Source organism: Ferruginibacter albus, assembly GCF_020042285.1.
Classification (GTDB): domain Bacteria; phylum Bacteroidota; class Bacteroidia; order Chitinophagales; family Chitinophagaceae; genus Ferruginibacter; species Ferruginibacter albus.
Map to the genome: position 1 here is coordinate 2744422 of NZ_CP083388.1, position 21807 is coordinate 2766228.

At 31.5% G+C, this 21807-nt stretch carries 20 protein-coding genes; 8 read left to right on the plus strand and 12 right to left on the minus strand.

Annotated features, from left to right (window positions below):
• Nucleotides 1-51 precede the first annotated feature (51 nt).
• Entirely contained in the window at nt 52-1221 is a 1170-nt protein-coding gene (locus K9M53_RS11830; RefSeq protein ID WP_224015116.1) for a hypothetical protein, read from the plus strand.
• 104 nt (nt 1222-1325) lie between these two features.
• Here K9M53_RS11830 and K9M53_RS11835 read toward each other — a convergent pair whose 3' ends face one another.
• Entirely contained in the window at nt 1326-1901 is a 576-nt protein-coding gene (locus K9M53_RS11835; protein ID WP_224015118.1) for a hypothetical protein, read from the minus strand.
• Between the two features lie 861 nt (nt 1902-2762).
• Between K9M53_RS11835 and K9M53_RS11840 the strand changes: the two genes are divergently transcribed.
• Both K9M53_RS11840 and K9M53_RS11845 read left to right on the plus strand, forming a co-directional pair.
• Entirely contained in the window at nt 2763-4301 is a 1539-nt protein-coding gene (locus tag K9M53_RS11840) for a P-loop NTPase fold protein (RefSeq protein ID WP_224015119.1), read from the plus strand.
• Between the two features lie 589 nt (nt 4302-4890).
• Nucleotides 4891-6111 carry a site-specific integrase gene (locus K9M53_RS11845; RefSeq protein WP_224015120.1) on the plus strand — a complete coding sequence of 407 codons (1221 nt, stop codon included), beginning with the start codon at nt 4891-4893 and terminating at the stop codon, nt 6109-6111.
• 40 nt (nt 6112-6151) lie between these two features.
• Here the strand turns inward: K9M53_RS11845 and K9M53_RS11850 are convergent, their stop codons facing one another.
• The 4 genes from K9M53_RS11850 to K9M53_RS11865 all read right to left on the minus strand — a co-directional run bounded on the left by K9M53_RS11850 (nt 6152) and on the right by K9M53_RS11865 (nt 11616).
• Nucleotides 6152-8425, minus strand: coding sequence for a DGQHR domain-containing protein (locus K9M53_RS11850; protein ID WP_224015121.1), 2274 nt, complete (start codon nt 8423-8425; stop codon nt 6152-6154).
• Entirely contained in the window at nt 8425-9243 is an 819-nt protein-coding gene (locus tag K9M53_RS11855; protein WP_224015122.1) for a DNA adenine methylase, read from the minus strand. The genes K9M53_RS11850 and K9M53_RS11855 overlap by 1 nt, the downstream gene beginning before the upstream one ends.
• 46 nt (nt 9244-9289) lie before the next feature.
• A complete protein-coding gene (locus K9M53_RS11860; protein ID WP_224015123.1) occupies nt 9290-11263 on the minus strand; it encodes a helix-turn-helix domain-containing protein in 1974 nt (657 codons plus the stop codon).
• Between the two features lie 128 nt (nt 11264-11391).
• Nucleotides 11392-11616, minus strand: coding sequence for a helix-turn-helix domain-containing protein (locus K9M53_RS11865; protein WP_224015125.1), 225 nt, complete (start codon nt 11614-11616; stop codon nt 11392-11394).
• A gap of 80 nt (nt 11617-11696) precedes the next feature.
• Here K9M53_RS11865 and K9M53_RS11870 point away from each other — a divergent pair, with 80 nt between their 5' ends.
• Nucleotides 11697-12359, plus strand: a complete 663-nt coding sequence (locus tag K9M53_RS11870; RefSeq protein ID WP_224015128.1) for a hypothetical protein — start codon at nt 11697-11699, stop codon at nt 12357-12359.
• On the opposite strand, the gene K9M53_RS11875 is transcribed toward K9M53_RS11870, so the two are convergent.
• The 7 genes from K9M53_RS11875 to K9M53_RS11905 all read right to left on the minus strand — a co-directional run bounded on the left by K9M53_RS11875 (nt 12356) and on the right by K9M53_RS11905 (nt 18638).
• Nucleotides 12356-13663: a DUF6965 family protein gene (locus tag K9M53_RS11875; RefSeq protein WP_224015130.1), complete on the minus strand. Its 1308-nt coding sequence runs from the start codon at nt 13661-13663 to the stop codon at nt 12356-12358. The genes K9M53_RS11870 and K9M53_RS11875 overlap by 4 nt on opposite strands.
• Nucleotides 13664-13747: 84 nt before the next feature.
• Nucleotides 13748-15223, minus strand: a complete 1476-nt coding sequence (locus K9M53_RS11880; RefSeq protein ID WP_224015132.1) for a DNA primase family protein — start codon at nt 15221-15223, stop codon at nt 13748-13750.
• Nucleotides 15224-15246: 23 nt separating this feature from the next.
• Nucleotides 15247-15588 (minus strand): helix-turn-helix domain-containing protein, encoded by a 342-nt coding sequence (locus K9M53_RS11885; protein ID WP_224015134.1) that lies wholly within the window; start codon nt 15586-15588, stop codon nt 15247-15249.
• Nucleotides 15589-15653: 65 nt separating this feature from the next.
• Nucleotides 15654-16442: a hypothetical protein gene (locus tag K9M53_RS11890; protein WP_224015136.1), complete on the minus strand. Its 789-nt coding sequence runs from the start codon at nt 16440-16442 to the stop codon at nt 15654-15656.
• Nucleotides 16443-16843: 401 nt separating this feature from the next.
• Complete coding sequence (locus K9M53_RS11895) at nt 16844-17638, minus strand: ImmA/IrrE family metallo-endopeptidase (protein WP_224015138.1); 795 nt, start codon at nt 17636-17638, stop codon at nt 16844-16846.
• Nucleotides 17635-18039 (minus strand): hypothetical protein, encoded by a 405-nt coding sequence (locus tag K9M53_RS11900; protein WP_224015139.1) that lies wholly within the window; start codon nt 18037-18039, stop codon nt 17635-17637. Before K9M53_RS11900 ends, K9M53_RS11895 begins: the two co-directional genes overlap by 4 nt.
• Entirely contained in the window at nt 18036-18638 is a 603-nt protein-coding gene (locus tag K9M53_RS11905) for a hypothetical protein (RefSeq protein WP_224015140.1), read from the minus strand. Before K9M53_RS11905 ends, K9M53_RS11900 begins: the two co-directional genes overlap by 4 nt.
• Nucleotides 18639-18747: 109 nt before the next feature.
• On the opposite strand from K9M53_RS11905, the gene K9M53_RS11910 reads away from it, so the two are divergent.
• The 4 genes from K9M53_RS11910 (at nt 18748) to K9M53_RS11925 (ending at nt 21805) form a co-directional block, all read left to right on the plus strand.
• Nucleotides 18748-19287, plus strand: a complete 540-nt coding sequence (locus tag K9M53_RS11910) for a multiubiquitin domain-containing protein (RefSeq protein ID WP_224015141.1) — start codon at nt 18748-18750, stop codon at nt 19285-19287.
• A 10-nt stretch (nt 19288-19297) separates the two neighbouring features.
• Entirely contained in the window at nt 19298-19666 is a 369-nt protein-coding gene (locus K9M53_RS11915; protein ID WP_224015142.1) for an E2/UBC family protein, read from the plus strand.
• The gene (locus K9M53_RS11920) at nt 19663-21189 is read left to right on the plus strand and encodes a ThiF family adenylyltransferase (RefSeq protein ID WP_224015143.1); all 1527 of its coding nucleotides are present in this window, start codon (nt 19663-19665) and stop codon (nt 21187-21189) included. Before K9M53_RS11915 ends, K9M53_RS11920 begins: the two co-directional genes overlap by 4 nt.
• 229 nt (nt 21190-21418) lie before the next feature.
• On the plus strand, nt 21419-21805 hold the full coding sequence (locus K9M53_RS11925) for a hypothetical protein (protein WP_224015144.1): 387 nt from the start codon (nt 21419-21421) through the stop codon (nt 21803-21805).
• Nucleotides 21806-21807 lie beyond the last annotated feature (2 nt).

Genomic DNA, 21807 nt, shown 5'->3' on the forward strand with positions numbered 1-21807 from the left:
ACCATCCTGTTAAAATAATATTGTACCTCTTTATTATAAATACAGTTCATTATGTTTAACGGTCAACTTATTTTTAAAGCAGTTGTATTTATTATTTTAATTAACCTGTATGCCTGTTCAGGCTCGCAGCAGAAAAAAGACAACACCGTTCCTGTTAGTGATACCACTACTACAGCAGCAGACGGCAAGGGTTTTCTCAAAATGAAACTGTCGGGCATTACCGATGAGCAGGTGACAAAAGGCACCGCCTTTTTGTTTATGCTGCCCGAGGGATGGACGTATTCGGGAAATATATCCTGGGATTTTTCGAGCGCTAATTTTCCTGCAAGAGGAGAAATGCAGGTAAGCAATGCAGACAATACTGTTCTGCAACATATATATCCAATGAAGGCGTTTATGCTTGGTACGCAAATGCTTTATATGAGCGGCTTTCGCCCGGGCTCCAAATACATGGGGTGTTATGTGCAAAGCCAGCTTCCGCCCGATACAAAGACAGCTTTACTGAACGAAGTAACGGCACAACGATTATTACCGGCCGGTTTTAAAATAGCCGATACAAAAGTTACACCGGTGCCTGCCAGCACCAATCCTGCAGATGTTGCAGCCGTACGTAATAACCCACAGGCAGCTTTTTTCAGCGATAATATTATCATTACCGGCACATTCAATAAAAACGGCGAAGAATGGAAAGCGTTTGTTTCAGGTAATGTGAATGGCATGGTCAATAAAACTGCGGGGTATGCTTCATGGAGCATAACCCCTATGATCACCTTTATAAAAAATGATCCGCATGAAAAAGAAAATGAAATGTTGGTTGATGCCGTTTACAGATCGATCCGGCCCAGCAAGCAATTCGTAGAAGTGCAATTACAGGTAACAAAAATGTTAACTAATCAATTTTACGCCAACCAGCGAACGATAGCAGCCATAAGCCAAAATATCAGCCGCAATAGCGATGCATTTTTGGCAAACATTGATAAACAATATGCCACCCACAGCAGTACAGGCAGTACGGGCAGCAGCACGGATGCATTTGACCAATACATACGCGGTACCGAAAATTATAAAGACCCCGATGGTGATGTGTACGAACTGCCGGCAAACTATAACAATGCATGGAAGAGTGGCAATGGAGAAGTAATAATGACGAATAATACAGGGTATAACCCTAATGAGGACATGAACGTAAGTAACCAGACATGGCAACCGCTTAATAAATAATGTTGTATGCGCAGGTATGCAACTTGATTGATACAATGCTAGAAGATTTTACTAAAAAGAAAAGGACTGCTGTCAGAAGTCCTTTTCTTTTATAAATGCAAAAATCAATTACCCGAAACTGTTATACTTGCCGGATCACTCCACATACCAGCCTGCACATCATTATAACGATAGATCGCTTTGTATTTCCAGACAGCGCTTGCACCTAAAGCAGGTAGAGGGGCTGTATCCGTATAGTTTGGATAAGTGTCGTATGCCAATAATTGCCAGTTTCCCGTACCTCTATCTACATAGATCTCGATACCATCCATGCGTTGTTTTTTCCAAATTATTTCGGGTTGTCCGCCGGCTATAAGGCGTAGTTGCAAAGCAGGTTTCATTTCGTGTACATCTGTTATTTCTTCAACACCTTCTAAACCTAGGTCATTTCCATCTGCAACAGTGTAAGTATGACTGTCTTTAATACGATTACCAATCGAAGTTGCCCGTTTAAAAAGTCCTGGTGCAACGGAAGGTGGTGGTGGGGCTATATTCGGAGGCGTTGGTTCTACACTGGCAACAGCACCATCTTCTACACCATCTATTAATTGATTTTTAAACTGTGTAAGTTTTAAGCTGTAATCGATGTACTGATTGCGATAATCTATCCAGTAATTGTAATAGGCAGCGCCTGCCATCATTTCCGAAATTTCTTCGGTAGTAATACGGTACTTTTCAGCATTAGCTGTTCAACTTTGCCGAAAAATTTTTAAGCCAATTGCTTTTCTCAAGGTCTGCTTTGGGCAGATAGGATTTCTTTGCCATGTTATTTTTATTTAGTGATTATAAATACAGTTTAAACTACCGACGATTAATTGGTCATCCTCTGAGCCGAAGCGTACGCCCCGAATGACTATACATTTATGCCGGAGGCTGAAGTATTGATGCTCAGACTATTTTCGTTGCTCCTCAATGACTGCAACTGAACGTCCGCTGCCCTGGTTTAAATATTTAATGCTTCAGCGTTTTTCCCCAATGATTTTGTGTAAATGCTGGAAGACAGAGCACACACACCTATTAACCCGGATTGCACACTGACGCATTAAGAATTTACCCTACAGCATCCAGTCTTCACAACCAATCATTGAGAATGGTATAATTACTTTCAAATAGCTTGATCTTTTATAAAATAAGGAAGGCTTTTACAACGGATATAGGTGATTAGGAATGCTTAGGCAAGTAAATTAAAATGTGCAGAATTGTGAAGAAGATTGAAAGCCTTTTAGGACAATTGGAAAGATTTAGGATGATGTATGTCAAAGGAGGTTAATGACATTGTATTTATAAAATGGAGACATTTACTAAATATACAAAGCAGCTCGAATACTTAACGTAATGTCCGTAATGGAGGCGTTGTTGGGAAGAAGAGAATTTCTATAAAAAACCCAAGAAGGCTTTCAAAAATTGAAAGCTTTCTTTTCATTTTATTGGAGTTGAAGAGTTTCATAAGTGTTCAACGATGCTCATTCTAATTCTAAGTATTTTTGTTGCAAACTTAACAAATGAAAGATATAGGCATTAGTGAAGTATCAAGAAGATTTGAAAACCACCTACAAATAGAAAAAAATTTTAGGGTAATAGTATCAGGGAAATTTGGGTTTGGAAAAACCTACTTTGTAGATAAGTTTTTTAAAGAAAGGAAAGAGAAATTTAATAATATTACGCTATTCCCCGTAAATTATGTAATTAGCAATAATGAAGATATTTTTGAATTAATAAAAGCAGATATACTAAAAGAATTATTTCTTACCAATAAGATAGAATTAAAAGAAATTAAAAAAGATACCAAAGCTCAAAAAACATCTTTATTCTTCGAAAATAAACCCTATTTAATTTACAAGTTCTTAATAAAGTTTCTTTCGAAATTAAATCCTACTCTTGAAGTTCCTGTCAGTTTACTAAACGAATTAAAAAAAATCTCAAAGGAGTATGAGAAAAATCAACAAAAAGAATCTAAAACATTAAGCCAAGAAGTCTTCAATTATGCAAGTGAAAGTGAAAATAAAATAGGAAGCATATATGAATATAATTATGTTACAAAGGCGATAAATATATTATTAGATGAAATAAAAACAGACGGAAAAAAAAATGTCTTAGTAATTGACGATTTAGATAGGATTGACCCAGAACACATTTTCCGTATTTTAAATATACTTTCAGCACACAATAATCACTTTGGAGCTGAAAATAAATTTCATTTTGATTATATTATTTTAGTTTGTGACATTGATAATATAAAAAATATTTTTTATCATAAATATGGAAACAATGTAGATTTTGATGGTTATATCGATAAATTTTATTCCACAGATATTTTTAAATTTAGCAATGACGATGCTGTAGAAAATTATATTGATTCAATCGAAATAGCTGAAACAAAAGAAGAAAAAGCCTTTCAAAATTTTTTATTAAAAAAATTAGTTAGGGCAGGACTTTCTGTTAGAAAACTTATTAAATGTCGTTTTGAATTAAATTTCCCCACTTTTGAGACAGACAGGACAAACAGTTTCAAAACATGGCAGCCTTTTTCTCCGAGATTTGCCAATTTCAATTCAGACTTTGTAACATTATCGACAGATGTAAAAATTATTTATTTCATAAAATTAATGTCAATTGTATATGGCGATTTAGATAGATTTAAATCAGCGTTAGAAAATTTAAAAAGAGAGAAAGACAATGAGAAAGACAAAAATTTATTTGAAATCGCAAGTTTTATTTTATTACAAAATCATATACTAAAACAAAACGGAATAGATCTTTACTTTTCCTACAATAAGTATTCAGACGGAGTGGGACGTATTAATTTGTCAGATTTTGATTGGCCAATTATAAAGTATAAAAATATTAGATTTCGAATTTGCCTAAAGTGGAGAGCTGGAAATGTTTACGACAGCGCTTATTCATATTTTTCAGAAGCAAAATTGCAGCATGATCCCCATTCAGGAAATTTTGATTCGGATATAACAAATAATGATATTATAAATATTTTTGAAGGTATAGTTAATGAAGTAATTAACAGAGATTATATGAAATATTTATAGTCTCTTTACCTGCCTAATGTTGAATAGCTAGCTAGCTTAAAAAAAATCTAAGTATATCCAAAAAGAAAAAGTTTATGCAAATGATATGTGCATAGTATGAATAGGGTTTTATTACTTTTGTACGAGAGCGACAATCCGGTTATTGCCACCCCTATCTTAAGTGCAAACCTTCTCATGCCATCCTCATAAAATTTTATGTATGTGTTTGGTGTGGCAGGTAAAATCAGTTATTAAATACAAAGAAAGATGTTTCCTTTTATCAAAGCTTAGTATATATTATATGGCATATTTTTAAATGGAAGCTGTTTTTATGCAAATTAAAAAGGGTCTCAACTTTCAATTCGTTGAAACCCTTTCTGCTACTGGTGGGAGTTGACGGGGTCGAACCGCCGACCCTCTGCTTGTAAGGCATAAAATAACATCAAAACAAAAAATACTAAATATAAATAACAACAAATAAAATATACGTCTATAAAGGATTTCAAAAGATTTATTCTGTTTTTATTTATTATTATTATTTGCTTTTTTATTGAATTTGTATGCAAATTGTATGCAAATTTATCTACGTTTGCATACAAATCTCCCACTAATGTTAAAAGCCACGACTGCTACGTTTTTGGATACACGAAGAATCAAAAAGAATGGAACATACCCGGTAAAGGTTAGAGTTACATTTGAAAGATGGCAAAAATATTATCCCACACCAATTGATCTAACGAAAGATGATTACGAAAAAGTGATGTTTGGTAAAAGACAAACAAGTAGTGAGAAATCATTAAAAATTAAAATCGATGCTTTTGAAAAGAAGGCAATTGAAGTAATAGAAAAATTATCAGTATTTACTTGGAGCAACTTTGAAAAACAATTTCTAAGCAATAGAGCAGCTAAAGATGAAATATTTTTAGCATTTGAAGAACGTGCAAAGGAATTGCGATTAGCCGGACAAATAGGAACTGCTGTAGCTTATGAATGCTCACAGAGAAGCTTAAATGAGTTTGCTCCTAAAACAAGATTCGCTGATATAACACCCGAATTTCTAAGAAATTATGAAAAATGGATGGTAAAAAAAGGCAATAGCTTAACAACTGTAAGTATGTATTTGCGTTCTTTACGTACTCTTTTTAATAATGTAATTGCAGAAGGTTTTCTTACTCAAGAATACTATCCCTTTGGAAAAAGAAAATATGAAGTACCTACAGGAAACAATATAAAAAAGGCGCTTACTCTACAAGATATCGCTAAGATATATTATTATAAGCCGAAGCAAGAGTTCGCTCAAATGTCAAAAGACTATTGGTTCTTTATGTATTTATGTAATGGCATTAATGTAAAAGATATGTGTTTACTCAAATATGAAAATATTAAAGGTGACGTATTAGAATATGAAAGAGCAAAAACTGCAAGAACAAAAAGAAAAATTGAACCTATTAGAGTAATGCTTAGTGAAGATTTAAAAGCTATTATAAATAAATGGGGAAACAAAAAGAAGGATAATAATACTTACGTATTTCCAGTATTAAACAAAGAACTTGACGCTGAAAATGAGAGACGTTTAATTCAGCAACTTACTCATGTCATTAATGATAACATGAAAAAGGTAGCTAAAGAATTGGAAATAGATGGAAATGTTACTACGTATGCAGCTAGACATAGCTTTGCTACTATCCTTCAAAGAAGCGGAGCTAGTACTGAATTTATAAGTGAAGCATTAGGTCATAGTAATGTAAGAACAACTCAAAGTTATTTAGCCGGGTTCGAAGACGAGAGCAAAAAAGAAGCTATCAAAGCATTAATAGCATTCAAAATATAGATTATCTTAATCACGCTATTAATAAATAATTAGTATCAGATTATTTTATTAACCAATCATAAATTTTTTCGATAAAGGATAACTCATCGGAAGTTACATAATAAGTATGATCATTTTCATTCCTTATTCTATTCAATTCTACTAACCATTTTGTTTTTGCCTCCTTTCCTCCTGATATTTTTTCTTCGCCGGGTATAGTATAATTTTTTTCGAATATTTTCTGCCAATTTTGGACAATAATATCTCTATAATTTATTAAATGAAGGCAGTCCCATGGATCTTTTTCGTCCTCCTCATTTTCAATCTCCCTATTTTTTTGAGCAGCAATAGTTGTTGCATCTGTGTAGATTTTTATAGGAACTCCTTTTTTGAACCAACCTTTTCCAAACTCTGTTTCAAGCCTTTCTCGTACACTGGCTTTCAAATACAATTCAATTTCACGGATATATTTAAAAGCTTCTTCATTATTTTCCTTATCCTCTTTCTTAAGAAATTCTTCCAATCCCTCATAATTAATTTCAGAATGAATCTCTTTCATTGCCTTTTGAAGCGTACGCCAGTATTTAGCATCTCCCCCAGCACCATAAGCATTTTTTAATTCATTTTCTTTTTCTTCAGATATATCTTTGAAAAAATGGATTAAAGTATTTAAGTACACTTGAGTTTCTTCGTGAACTTGTTTTGTAGAAGTGATATCGCTAATAACTTTTTCTTCAAATAAATAGTTGATTATATCGTTTAAAATTAAAATTATTCCATAAATACCTTTATTTAAAACTATTATATTGTTTTCTTTTTCCCATAATTCTTCAAGATGATTTTTGATGTAATCAAATGTTCTAATTAATAAATCTGTAATTTTTGTAAATGCCTTTTCTATATCTCCTGCATAAAATGTTCCTATTTTTTCAATCTCAAATTTTTTGACTTTACCTAAAAAATCAGATTTAGATAAAGCAATTGAAATTTGTTGTGTAGAAATTATTTTTTTGTCTTCTCCAATAGAAATTTTGCCAAATAAAGGAGATCTTCTTGACTCCCCGAGAGTTATTGCAATCCTAGATTTCAAAGCTCGCATTTGGTCTAAAAAGCTTTCTGAATCCCATAAAAGATCTGAATCTAATGTATTTCTTAAATCCTTAGAGACTGGCTTTTGGTTTTCGTTTATTTGCATAAACATTTTAACTTGTTCAGTCTTTTCTAAATCAACAAAAGCAACTACAGGGATGGTATTTGATGATTTATACATCGAATTAGAATATCCATATAACCTATGTTGCCCATCAATAATGTAAGCAGATTGATATTTTTTGGGAAGGTGTAAAATTCCTATTCGCGAAAGTGAATTGGGAGCCTGAAGGCTACTTCTTTCAAATTTAATATTCTTATTTCTATCAGACAGAATATTTACTATAATTGAATTGGGGAAAAACCCTTTTTCTTCATCAATGAAGTTATGAATTTCTTTTAAACGAGCTTTTTTGATAATTCTCTGATAAGTTGGCATCATATCTTCGTTAGCTTTATTTCTATGAAGAATATAACCGATTTTCAATAATTTTTCTGGTTCAATTGAGAATGAATAATAAGTATAACCTCCCATTTTACCTTCAATAGCTGGAATTATGTTGTCTAAATCAGGAATCGGTTCTCCAGCAAAGAGTGATCCCAATAATTGATATCTAGCAGAAAGTCCTATCTGTGAGAAAAGTGAATAATAATAATCAATAATTTCCTCTGAAAAATGAATTCCTTTAATAGATAATAATCTTGCTTTATCTGCATCACTAATAGATAAATTTCTAGTCGCTAAGATGTATTTAAACTTCGGAGAAAAATTAGGGAATAATGCACGCACAGAATTTATTAATCCTTGTTTCTTTGATTTCATCGCTTCTAATTCCTTCTTAAAATCTCCTATTTTATTTGAAGTAGCCGATCTGCATTCTATTAATAATACAGTTTCATCATCTTTAGCAAAAACATCAATTTGTTGAGTGAGACTTGGATTTGACTTATCATATGGCAAATGAAGATGCCTATCTTTGTTCATAATTTTAAATCCAAGCAGTGCAAATAAAGTCCAGGTTTTGTCTTCAAACGACACATCGTTTGGTTTTGGTTTTGTAAGCCTGGTTACAGTTTTTAAAATTGAGTCTATTTCCCATCCATGTTTTTTTCTTTCTTCTATATATGGAGAATTGTTCGGAAAACTTTCTTTATATAAATCAGACTTCCTTATTGATATTGCTTTAGCAATATCAGACTCCATTATCAATTTATTAAATAGCGCTATCTTGGCTTCTTCTTTCATCAAATTGTATTTGTAATTATCAATTCAGAATATTGTCCCCTTGTAGCATTTTTCCCACCTATAGAGCTAGCTCTTTTTAATTCAATAACTTTATCCTTATTGTTAAAAATCTCTCTTACCTTTTCATGGGCTGCATTGGTAAGAATGTAATAAGCACCGATTTCTTTGATTTCGCTTATTGTATTTGCCAATCGATATTGATCCTGTAGGGAAAACAATTTTTGATTATAGCTAACAAAGCCATTTTCATTATGAGTAACTGTATAAGGAGGATCTAAAAAAACTAAATCACCTGCATTTACATTTTTGATAGTATCTGTAAAATCCCCAAAAGCAATTTTACAATTTTTTAAAGCAATATTTGCCAACCTTAAGTTCTCAATATCAAGTCTATAATTTTTTCGATGTCCATATGGTACATTGTATTGACCTCTTGAATTTACTCTGTAAATTCCATTAAAAGAAGTTTGATTAAGATAAATAAACTGCGCTGCTTTTCTACTGCTTTTTACAAATTTTTTATTCCGAATCTTATAATAATCTTCTTCAGTGTTTTTAAAACTTAAAAGATCTGATATTACATTCTCAATATCGTCCTGAACAGAGTGATAAGTTTCAATTAATTCTTTGTTTAAATCAGAAAGAAACGATTTTTTTTTAGGTTCCAAAAAAAAGAAGATAGCACCTCCACCTAAAAATGGCTCATGAAAATTCTTAAATGATTTTTCTGGTAAAAGCCTTGGCAGATCTTTTAAAAGCCACCTTTTCCCTCCAGCCCATCGCAAAAATGGTTTAACTTTTATATTATTTTCAGTCATTATATACTTGTGCTATAATTAAAATGAAAAACGATATAGCGCACTATTAATTAAAATTAAATTTTCTATAAAAAGCAGAAAATGCATTCGATAATAATTTATGTCTTGAAATCACTCTCATCGTAGATCTAGATGTCTTTTCAATTAATTTATAATTATTAGAATCCACAACTAATTCCAAGTCCATTTTATTAATGATAAGACTTTTTAAAATTAATGCGCATGAATCAACTGATCGAGCGACCAGAATTCCATTCAAAACACCAGTGCTAAGAATTACTTGTAGTGCTAAAGGATGAACTTCTCTAAAGATTTTTGCTCTTTTCTCATATCTAATAGTTGTAGATACAAGCATACTAACTAATTCCTTATGAATTTCCGTTGGAATCGACGTAATTAAATCTCGTTTTATAACCCCGTCCATCCAATTTAAAAAAATAGTTTTTTTATTTTGATCGTCTATTCTTTTTTCAACTTCCCCATAAAGATCATAATCGGCCCAATGATTTTTTATGGCGATACATAAATTCTCAGTGTTAGAACTTTCCAATTTACTAGTCAATAATTTACCCATTAAAGATTCATCATCGATATTTTCATCTATTTCATTGGCAAATTCGATATCATACTTTTTTATTTCTTCAATCAATTCAGCCTTATTCATTTTTCCAATTTCTTCTGAATCTAATTTTTCTTCTATTATAACTAATTTTGGCACATATACAATAACTGGTTTCCCTTGTCCTAAAGACACTGATGCTTCTGAATCTTTGCCAAATGTGTCTTCTTTTTGAGCCATATATATACAAAAATCAGCCCTTTTTAGCATTAAAGCTTCTACTAAACCTTTAGCTATTCTATCCTCAATCCAAGATTGTGTAGGATTAAAATATCTTAATTTTAGTGGTCTAATATCAGGATTATTAAACAGGTTTTTTGTAAAATTATTGACTGACACAAAATCTGCGTCGCTTCTCATTGATGTAGCAACATATACATCCATGAAATCTGCGCTCAAATAATGAGCAAGATTTTCATACGCTTGTATTTGTGTTTTTTCCATTTCTTCAAAATCATTTCCTCCTTCAGGCTTAATAAATTTTGCTTCTCTTTCTAAAAACTCAGGTGAGGGCGAAAACAATGGAGAAAATAAACTATGCTCAATTTTTGAATTAAATTTTCTCAATAATGAATCATATTTTCTTTTAGTCTTTTCATTATAATTATTCAACGAGAGTTCATTTTTTCTTTTTTGATCTGCAAGAAGATTTAAAAAATTAGCTAGGTCTTTTCTTTCAGATTCTTCAACTTTAACCCGGCTTGCGGCTATATACCCTAAATAAGGAAGTTTTTCATCTGGAATATTTATGATAGATGTCCATTCTGTTCTTTCTCTATATAAACTATCAGATTTAATTGTCAATGGGAATAAAATTTCAGAAAGTTTCTTATGTGAATTAAGTGCAGCATATGCATCTTCGAATGAACTAAAAAGTCTTATTGCATCCTTTTGATATTCCTCTATTCTCTGTTGGAATGAAGCAATATCTTTAAATGCATCAGGAGTTATATATCTTTCAAAAAATTCAGTCGACATTTGAGGAATGTCGTAAAACACTAATATTCTTTGGAAAAAGCTATACGCTTGTTCTGAGGTAAATGTTTTTGAGAAAATATCACTGACTAATTTTTCGACAACCTCAATTACTGACTTATCATGATTAGTTAATGAAATCGGTATTCCTACTAATTCTGATAACCAAGATTCAAACTCCATTCTCAAAACAGCTTCTTTACTTGTAAAAGGCTTCCAAAACTGCTCAGGAATATTTAATTTCTGACAAATTTCAGCTAATATAGCTGTTGGAGGTAATCGGAGCCCTTGTTCAAGATGTGCAATATGGGAACGGTTTACATGACCACCTATTTCTTTCGCTAATTCAATTTGACTAATTTTTTTTGACTCTCTGTGAGCCTTCACCATATTTCCAAGGCTTTCTTTAGAACTTGCTTCAAACATTGCATGGGATTTTTTTGCAATATATCTTAAATTACTCAGGTTTGCAATATTAAAATATTGGATATTCCTCTGTTAAATTAAAACGCTAAAAATTTAATTCGAAAATTAATTAATGTTGGAATAAAGTATTAAAAAGTAAAAAACTCATTTAGATTCACTTGCAAAGTATCTGCAATTCTTAATAATGAAATTATAGTTGTATTAACTTCTCCTCTTTCAATTCTACCTAATTGTCGATATTCAATTTCTGCTTCATTTGCAAGAGCTTCCATCGTGAACCCATTCTCCTTTCGAATTCTTCGAATATTTGCCCCAAGCTCTTTAAGATAAGTATCGTAACGATTTTCTTTCACATTACGAAGCTGATTTATAAGCACAGAAAAATTTAGGTCATATATGACCTAAATGTCTATATTTGGACTAAACCTTTAACATGAAAAAATTATTAGTAATAATTGTATTCTTCATTCCATCTTTGGGATTTGGTCAAACTGCCAATTTATCTGGTGTCGTTACTTATTTTTTTAATGACAATTTTGGAAACAAGCCTGATATTGGAGCAGATGTATATATAATTGATAGTTCATTAGCTACTTTCATAGATATTAAATCATATGATAGTTTAATGAAGGGAAAATATTTTGTTTCAATTTATGATAGATTAATAATATTAAAGATTTCCTGTGATGGCTTAATCGATGAATATAAACTACATGCTAAAAAAAATAAAGAAAAAATCGATTCACTAAAACAGGTTTCAGATTCAATCTCACTTCAAGTAAATAAAACTTCTGACAGTGCATTGCTTTATGGTTGCTATACTGGTAGGTATCGCGCAACGTATTTAGATACAAAAATTTTTGAAATGAAAATGGATATAGAAAGATTAAAAGATAATTTTATAGTTACTAACGTTGATGGAAACGGCAGTTATTCTGCAAATATACCTCTAGGCACTTATTATGTATATATGCAATCAAAAAATCGAAAAGGATTAGGCTCAAGTGAAATCGGTGGAATGATTTATTTAAAAAAAATCACTGTTAAAAACACAATATCAAAAACTATAAGTCACAATTTTGATATAGATGACTAAGGTTTCTGTATAAGAATGTCTTTAAGCTTCAATAATCTTGTTAAATACGCTTTCATTTTAGGGTTAGTGTGATAATTTTTTATAATTAGAAGATGACTATTAATGAAATGAGAAATATCATTTACAAAACTGCAAACATCTAATTTTATTGATTTTGGCATTTTTTTAAAATTTTTAAAAAAAGTCTCTAATTCTAAAATTTCTTTCAATGAAGATTTAGCTTCTAATTTTTGGGGAAATTGAGCATTTATTTTTGGTAAAGGTTGGGATAAATATTGATTATCTATTTTCAGACGCTCAATTTCTTTAAAAGATATACTTGATGAAACTTTGTTATCTTCACTTAGACGTTGTTGGCAATGCTCTTTATAATTAAATCTTAATAAAAAATCGGCAATATCTAAGCCATTAATGTTATCTAGTTCTTTAGATTTAGTTTCAAGTAAATTGGAAACACTGATATTTATAAACTCTGAAAGCTTTTCTGCTTTTTCGTTCCAAATGCCATAAGCATTTATATCAGGAAATAAGAGTACTTTTCTTCCTTTTAGTACATTTACTTTTGGAAAACTCAGAGTATTAATACTTCCAGTTGCAAGCCAAATAAATTCTGGGAAATAAAGACTACTAATAATTGCCGTCTTTTCACTTTCGACAATAGCCACAGGACTGGTTAAATTTTCACGAAGTAAATGTTCTCCAAACAGACACTGTTCTAACTCGAAAGATTCTACACCAAGTAATTTATGTACCCACATTATATAACTTTTAGGAGTTTTAACTCTTTTACCATTATCAGAATTATACAACATTATTTTCCCCGTCCTAATTTTTCCGTGAAAGTCAACCTGCCAAAATATACAAGCTCCATTCCAAAAATTTGAAGTGCCAATAAAGTATTTACTAATTAATAAGCTTGTTGTTTCTTCTCCAAAAGTTTTACAGAGAAAATTTACAAAATTATTTTGTTCATAATCATCCTGTCTTAAACTACTTTGAAAAACTTTAGTATCTATAAATGAAGCTTTCTTTTTAATAACCGGCTTTTTAAAGTTATATTTTGCTCCTTTACTAATATCTTTTCTTTCTTGTTGATAAATTATTTTGTTATATCCATCTTTATACGGACTTAAGTGATATCCACATTTATCCCTACGATTACACATTCCATATTGAGGAGGTAAAAGTTCCCCTGTTTGTGTATCTAAGTAGTATGTAAATTCTCTCTTCTTACCGCAATTTGGACATGTGTGTCTACTTGACGGTGTTTTATAAGGCTCAAGTATAAATCTGTAATCATTCATAAAAAATTTTTTATTTTTTATGTTCGCATTGTTCATTTCGTTCATCGATGAACAATGCGAACAAAATGAATAAGAAAAGAAAAATTATTTCTGCATGTATACTACTAATCCATCAGATTTTTTAGTAATTATATATTCGAGTCTACGTAATCTTTCACACAGATTCTTTCGTGATACAGCAACGTAGCCTCCTTCTTGGCAATAAAGACGATAACCTTGATATATTGTTTTGGTAGGTATAAAATATTCAGTACTTTTTTGGTAACCTTCTTCCTCTAAAAACATCTGTACACTATCTGACATCTTTTTATATAACTCAAGATGCTCATCAACAACTTTACTGTAAGTAAATTTCTTATTAATTAATAATCTGTCAAGTCCTTTTAATATCCAATTAAAAACACCTGCTAGTTCTTGTTCAATTATTTTCTTTGACAATTCCTTATCTTGTTTATCATCAGGAATTGTAACATCAAATGGTACAATTAAAAACCTTCTAAAATAAGCATGTGACTGTTCTACTTCTTTTGGCAATTCATTACAATTGAAAATAAATTTTGCATAATTGCTAATCGTAATCGGTTGCTCGTATAATCTTCTAGCAGAAACAGGCTCTCCAGAAACTAATTGCTTAAAAGTATTACTATTAAGCTTTGCATTAATTTCACTAGCATAGTTTAATATTTTACCAACAAGAGCAGCTCTATAATTACCACTTTCGTTTGTTAGTTCTTGAAGAGAAAAGTTTGTAACATTTTTATCTCCTCCTAGTAATGAATAAACTACTTCAAAAAATACAGACTTGCCATTTGCACCTGTACCAAATAACAATAAAGCTTTTTCAAGTTTTAGTACGTGGGGTTTAATAAAAAGATAGCCTAAATATTCTGCCAATATATCCTGCCTTGCTTTATCAGGCTGAACCATTTCTAAATAATTCTCAAACAAAGGAGCCTTGGCATTGGGATCATAATCAAAAGGAAGCTGATAACATAAAAAATCATTTGGATCTGGAGGCTTTAGATAACGCTTATCAAATCCAATTACATATGTGCCATTTTTTAAATTAATTGTAACCTCATTATTTGAATGATTGGGTTGTGGTAAGTATGCAACTGCATAGAATTGCTTTAAAAGCCTTTCTCTAAAAGAATATAATTTTGCATCAAATTTATATACTCCCATTTTCTCTGCTGCACTACCAAGAAAAGCTTCAAGAACTTCGTCTTCTAAAGGATCCCAATACTCACTATTATATAAGTAAGCAAGCCCATTACTTTTACATAATTTCCAATTGTTTTGATGGGCAATTTTCATGATTTGCTCATTAACACAAATTAAGTAATGCTTTTGCCCTAATTTTTCCTTTTCATCAGTGATATTAGCTAATTCTCTGAAATTAACCACTTCAATTTGTTCTAAGAGTAATGAAAGAATTTTTCCATGAGGCTTTGAGGCAAAAGATTCCAATAGTCTTTTTGCTTCTTTTCTAATTTCCTCAGGATTGATTTCTATTCCTGATTTTTCAAAATCAAATTTTGGTTTTAGTTTTTTTTCCATTTTTTTTTGTTTAAAGTGATTATTTATTTTTTTTGATTTTTTAAAAAATTGTCAACGAATACAACTCCATCGTCCTCCATTTCTTTTGTGGTTTTCCTTCTCCCGTCTTTTAAATAATTAAGCAATTCCTTTTTAGAGAAATAGCATCGTTTAGACCGTTTCATTACGGGTAACTTTTTCTTTGAAACAAGAGAATAAATAGTAGAAACAGATAAATGCAAAAAATTGGCGGCCTCTTGAACCGTCAAAAATGAATCGTCTTCATGGACAGTTGTAGGAGTAGTTTTGAAAACATCTCTTATTGTTTCTTCAATAAGAATTTTTAATTCAGTAGGAGAAATTTGAAGAATAACCATGTCTTGCATTGCTTTTGTTTGTGAACACAAAATTCAATGCAAGAGATACAATGTACGTTTTTGTGTACGTACAATTAAACGGACTTTTTTGAAGAAGCTAAGTAGTCTTCAATTTTTTTTCTGCTCTTAGAGTCAATACTTGGCAGTATATTTTGAATTATTATATCTAAATTTTTCTTGTTGTTATTACAACTAAAATGAGTTCTTACTCTTTCTTTATAAGCTAGTTTATATTGCGCACATACTTTCTTGCAATAGACTTCAATGCTTTCTTCACCTCTCACAATAACTCCTGACTGAGAAACATACCAACAAAATAATCCAATAGCCGGATTAGTAACTTTTGGAGTGATTTCATTATCTAAAAAAAACTGTGATGCCGTATCAACTGAAACTAAATCGAGTGGAAAGCTTATTTCGTTACATATTTTAAAGAAATCAATCTTATATTTAACACAACACATTTGAATTTCAGCAAAAAGAAGATCAAAAAAAATATGTGCTGCTTTAATATATCTAGCATATTTATTTTCAATTTGCCATAGAGACCTAACTGGTTTTTTATCTTTTGTTTTCAGATTATCGTGTATATATTTTCTGTTATGATCAAAAAAATTTTCTGAAACAGCAAATTTCTTAATGTAATGAATTAAAACGTTTCTCTTGCCTTGAGGGCTTTCAATGCACAATAAGTTCATATTAAGTTCTTCAGAAAAAGGTTCTACAAACTTTTTGGGGAGAAATGGGAAATTATCTAATAGTTCTGTAACAACATCATTATTTTCGCCGCTATCATATGACAAAAAATCATCGTTAATTAACCCAGCACATTTTACTAACCATTCTGTGGATAATAAACTCATTTTATTTATCTTTTAATGCATTAAGAATCAATACAAAATAAAGATAATTATAAAATTAAAAGATGAAAAAAGATGAAGTATACGGAAAATTTTATTCGCATTTAAGATGCAAATAAAATTGTCTAATATTTAAAAGTAAAATGCAAATTGTATGCAAATGCCTTTTACTAAGCTATCAATTTTATTAATAAAAATCATGGCTGTATTGAATATGATTTCATGATAGAATAATTTAAGACTATGCCTACGAAGCATATGCTTAAAATGTCCGAAATTATAATTATAATATAAGAAGTTGCCTAGAACACGGATATAAAATGGTGAAGAAACATAAGGATGTTTAAAAAAAATCAGAAAAAGAATAAGGTAGCAAACTCTCTACCTGCTTATAGTATACCAATTTATCGTTGCCAAATAACACTGATTGTATAATTATGTGTAGGTGAATATAAGCAATATTCAAAAAATTTTGAGTCTTCTTCATTTTCTTTTAATTCAAACCAATCTGACTTCCAAATTTCTTGTTTTGCCTCATCTCCTAAATACGCTTTCTTTTTTGCAAATATTTCTGCAGCCACAGAGCCAGAAGGGATTGGTGCATTTTGCTTGAAATTGCAAAAAGAATAAAAATCGGTTGATTTTTTCCACCATTTCATTTTACCATCTTTACAATAAATAATAAAAACAGGATGGTTGCCTCGAGCTACAAATTTTAATATCGCAGCAGTTTTGCTTACGACAAATCGTTGAGCTAAATACCCAATTACTTCTGGGCCAAATTTTCTCTTTTCACATTCCTTATGAAAAATATGTGATGGCATAAGAAATTCTGCAGCAAACTGATTAGCTTCTTGTTCATGTGGTCCAGCTTGATACCAATTCATTAACTCCTCTTCTGTATCAGAAAATACAGGTATTAGGTTTCGATGCAAAATAAAATGGCCAAGTTCATGTGCGGCAGTAAAACGTTTCTTCCCTTCATATATAATATTGGAGTTGATAGAAATAATAGATCTTCCATTTGCTGAAACAATTTCACCTTCTTTTCCATCGAGGGGGACTTCTTCATAAAAAGCCTTTTTTGAGAGAATGATTGTTTTCAGAGGTATTTCTGTTGGATCTTCTATCCCACAATCTATGAGCACTTGTCTTGCCGCTATTTCAGATGGTGTATATACAAAACTGTTTATATTCATTCTTTTTTATTCATGAATTTTAACGTGAAATGTTTTATAAGAATTTTTTTCACGTCATCTATACTCAAAGATTCTACATTTCTAAAACTGACAGTTAACTTCTCTTTCTCTATTACATTTGGCAAAGAAAAATCAATTTCATTCAAAAGTTTTTCAACCCATTCCTCAGCCTGTTTTTTGTAAACATCTGCAGAGTTCATTTCATCTTTTGTTTTCTCAGCTTCAATCATCATTTGCATTTGTTTAATTCTCTTAAGTCCGTCGGAAACTATGTTATCAACTCCCAAGTTTTCGGATGACAGGAATTCCCTTGCTGCTTGTTTGTTGTGACTATCATTTTCTACGGTACTTAAAATAAGAGAGATAATTTCTGTCTTATCTTTTTTTATTTCTTTTTTCATACCGTTATTAATTTAACTTTAAAAAAAGCCGTTGCTTCTCTTATTACAGTCTGCAATCGGCGGTTACCATTGTCGTAATCATTTTCAGTCATTTTGAATTCGGAAATTATCTCTTTGCGTTTCATTCCACCTGAATAAACGCCTAAAAAGATTTCTTCCACGATTTTATCTCCTTTTATTTTTTCTTCTATATATTCTTTAATCAAATTATAATCCAATTCATCTGAAAACATTGGTTCAATATACGGCAGAATACGATCTAAATAAGGAGTTCCATCGCAATCTTCATTCTCGTACCTAAAAATATCCTTGCTTTTTAGATTTTCGTCTGAAGTAGCATCATTACTTACTAAAGAACGTATTAAGTTCCATTTCAAATAAGAGACTAAGTCACCCTTTGAAGAATCGTATTTTTCTGGATTTTTTAAAAATCTTCCTATTCCCTCATAGACATAATCTCTCATTTCTTTACCTTTCAGAAAAGAATTTATACCTCCTCCATGAAACCAATGTTGTTTTTTTAAAAAAGACCGGGTGAAAGCTTCCAGCCTTACAATGACATCCTCCCAATCTATAGAGTTTTCAATCAATCTTTCCATAGCGTATTAGTTCATAATTATAACTGTTGCTGAAGAATGTTTTTTTGCAGGTCTGCAAAAAAAGGTAACTGAGCAACAGTAATAAGTATAACCAAAATAATTAATTAAAATGATAGAACAAAATTCTGGCGCTTCAGACGCCATCGAAATTATTGATGTGGAAGAGTACATTATCAATGGCAGAAAGCCACCTCACGGCAAAAGATACAGAATTAGGGTTGACGGCAAAAAAATTGTATTTGATCATCACATCGTGACAGGGGAAGAAATTTTAAGGGTTGCAGAATTATTGCCTGTGGAGTGCTATTCTTTATACCTTAAAGAGAAAGGATGTGATTTTGAATTAATCAGGCCACACGAAAAAGTCGATCTTATCGAAAGATTAGTAGAACACTTCGTCAGCAAACCGCCTGTCGTATTCAACTATTTTGTCGACAATGAACCAGAAACTACGGAAGAGGAAGAACTTACTCCCAACCAAATCTTAGAACTTGCTGGTATTTTACCAGTTAAGGATTACTATTTAGTTCGTGTAAATAAAGATGGTAGCCAGATTTCTTATAAGGATACTCCTAATAAACCTATTAGAATGGAATGCCCGGCCGTACATTATATCTCAGTATTTAAAGGTGAAACTCCAGTCTCTTAAAATTTACCTTATGGCAAAGATTGACTTCGTAAATCAGTTGTTGGCACTCGGCTACCAAGTCGAGGAGCCACAACTTGGTTTTGTCAGCATAGAATACGAAATACCTGTTGGCAAATTCATTGGGCAAATAGTAATAGTTGCTTTTCAAGTGGATGATAGCTATCCAATGAATCCGCCTCCTGGACCACATTTCAAACCACATTTGCTACCTATAACAGGTGGGGGTGGCACCCATCCCTTTGGAGCTATACATCCAAGTGCTTTAGGCACGGGTTGGCAATATTGGAGCAGACCATTTACAAAGCATTGGAATACTTCAGATAGAACTGCTAAAACTTATCTTGCTCACATAAAAAATCTATTAGCAACCATACCATGAAATCATTTAGCGTAATTATTAAACAAAGTTTGCATGAACATCTATATTCCCATCTTATTCGTGAAGATGGGCAAGAAGATTTATGTTTTGCAACATATATTCCAAGCACAGGGGTTAACAGGTCAACTGGTATAATTTCACATATAATATTCCCATTGGAAGGCGAACGACATGTGCATGGGAATGTAGGCTTTTTACCCAATTATTTTGAACGGGCATTAATAATTGCGACAGAACGGAAAGAAGGACTGGTATTTTTACATTCACATCCTTCTGATGGATGGCAAGGTATGAGTGATGATGATGTAGTTGCAGAAACTAGACTTTCACCTGCAACTTTAGCAGCAACAGGTTATCCACTGCTCGGACTTACTTTAGGTACAGATGGGGCATGGAGTGCGCGATATTGGTTAAAAAATAAAGAAATTAAAAGAAGGTATGATCGTTATTGGTGCGAGACTGTACGTGTCATTGGTAAGGGCTTATCGATTACATTTAATGATGATTTAATTCCTCCTAATTTCCATTTAGAAAAACAGCTACGCACAATTTCTGCCTGGGGAACAAAAAAACAAGAAGATATATCCCGCCTTAAAATTGGAATAGTCGGATTAGGTAGTGTTGGAAGTATTGTTGCAGAAATATTAGCCAGAACAGGCATATCAAAATTTATACTTATCGATTTTGATAGCGTTGAAGAAAAAAATCTTGATAGGCTTACCAACGTCTTTGCAAACGATATTGGCAAATCCAAAGTAACTGTCATAGCAAGTGCAATAGAAAAAAGTGCTACAGCACCTAAAGTAGAAATTACCGAATGTGAGTATAGCATATGTGAACAAGTTGGTTATGAGCAGGCATTAGATTGTGATATTTTATTTAGTTGTGTAGACCGTCCTTGGCCTCGGCAGGTTTTAAATTTTATTGGTTATGCCCATCTTATTCCTGTCATTGACGGCGGTATACTTGTAAGAACCAACAAACGTAATGGTAAACTCATTGGTGCTGATTGGAAGACACAAATTGTAGGATATCGCAGAACTTGCTTGGAATGCCTAGGTCAATATAAAACTGAAAATGCTGTATTGGAAAAATCCGGAAAGATGGATGATCCAAGTTACATGGCTGGCTTAGACGCAAGGGATATTATAGACGCTCATGAAAATGTTTTTTGTTTTAGTTCACATTTAGCTTCAATGGAAGTATTTCAGTTTATATCACTATTCGTTTCTCCTTCAGGCATTAGTGATATTGGTCAACAAATGTATCACTTAGTCACTGGAGTTCTTGATAGAAATCTTAATGATAAATGCAACGAAAATTGCTTTTTTCCTACAGTTATAGGAAAAGGGGATTTATCAGGAATTTCAATCTATGGATTTCATGAAGTTGCCGAAAAAACAAGGCAAGAAAGACTTATAACATTGCAAAAAAATTCGTTCATAAATAAACCTCGACAATATAAATTATGGGAAAAAATAAAAAATTGGTTAAGGTCTAATTATTTCAGAGACAAAAGTTAATATAATAAATCTTCAGATATTCCTTCCTTATCGTAGCAATATTTCCTCGTTTATAACGTTATTTTGATGTAAACACACCTATTTCGAATTTTGCCCTCATAAACTTACCCACTATTTACCGGTCTATATTTTGTTTATATTAATTAAAATGTTTTGCTTATTTTTAAGCATTATAAAAAAAATATATTCAAATTCCAAAATTTATTTTTAACTTTGCAACCCTAAAATAATGACACAATCTAAAAACATATTACTTTCTGCAAAACTTTCTGGCATTAATGATCCGGCGTATACTAAATTTTTAAAAAAATCGAAAGATCTTAAAATTTGGTCAGAAAAGGAAGAAGATTATGTTCATCTTGAAAAGGACTTTCAAAATATTGTTGCCAATTATGCATATTTTATTTACGAATATTTAGAAAAAAATAACAGTAGGAAAATTGATTATAGAGTTGTAAAAAAATTTGCAAAAGAATATAAAAACATGTTAGATTATTTATTTGCGCAGACTTCCCTCCAATCTAAATTAAACTCTTGGTTAAAAGAAAAAGTTGAAATGGTTGAAATGGGAATGTATATGCCTACAAATAGTTATAATAAAAATGTTCACCACTAAAC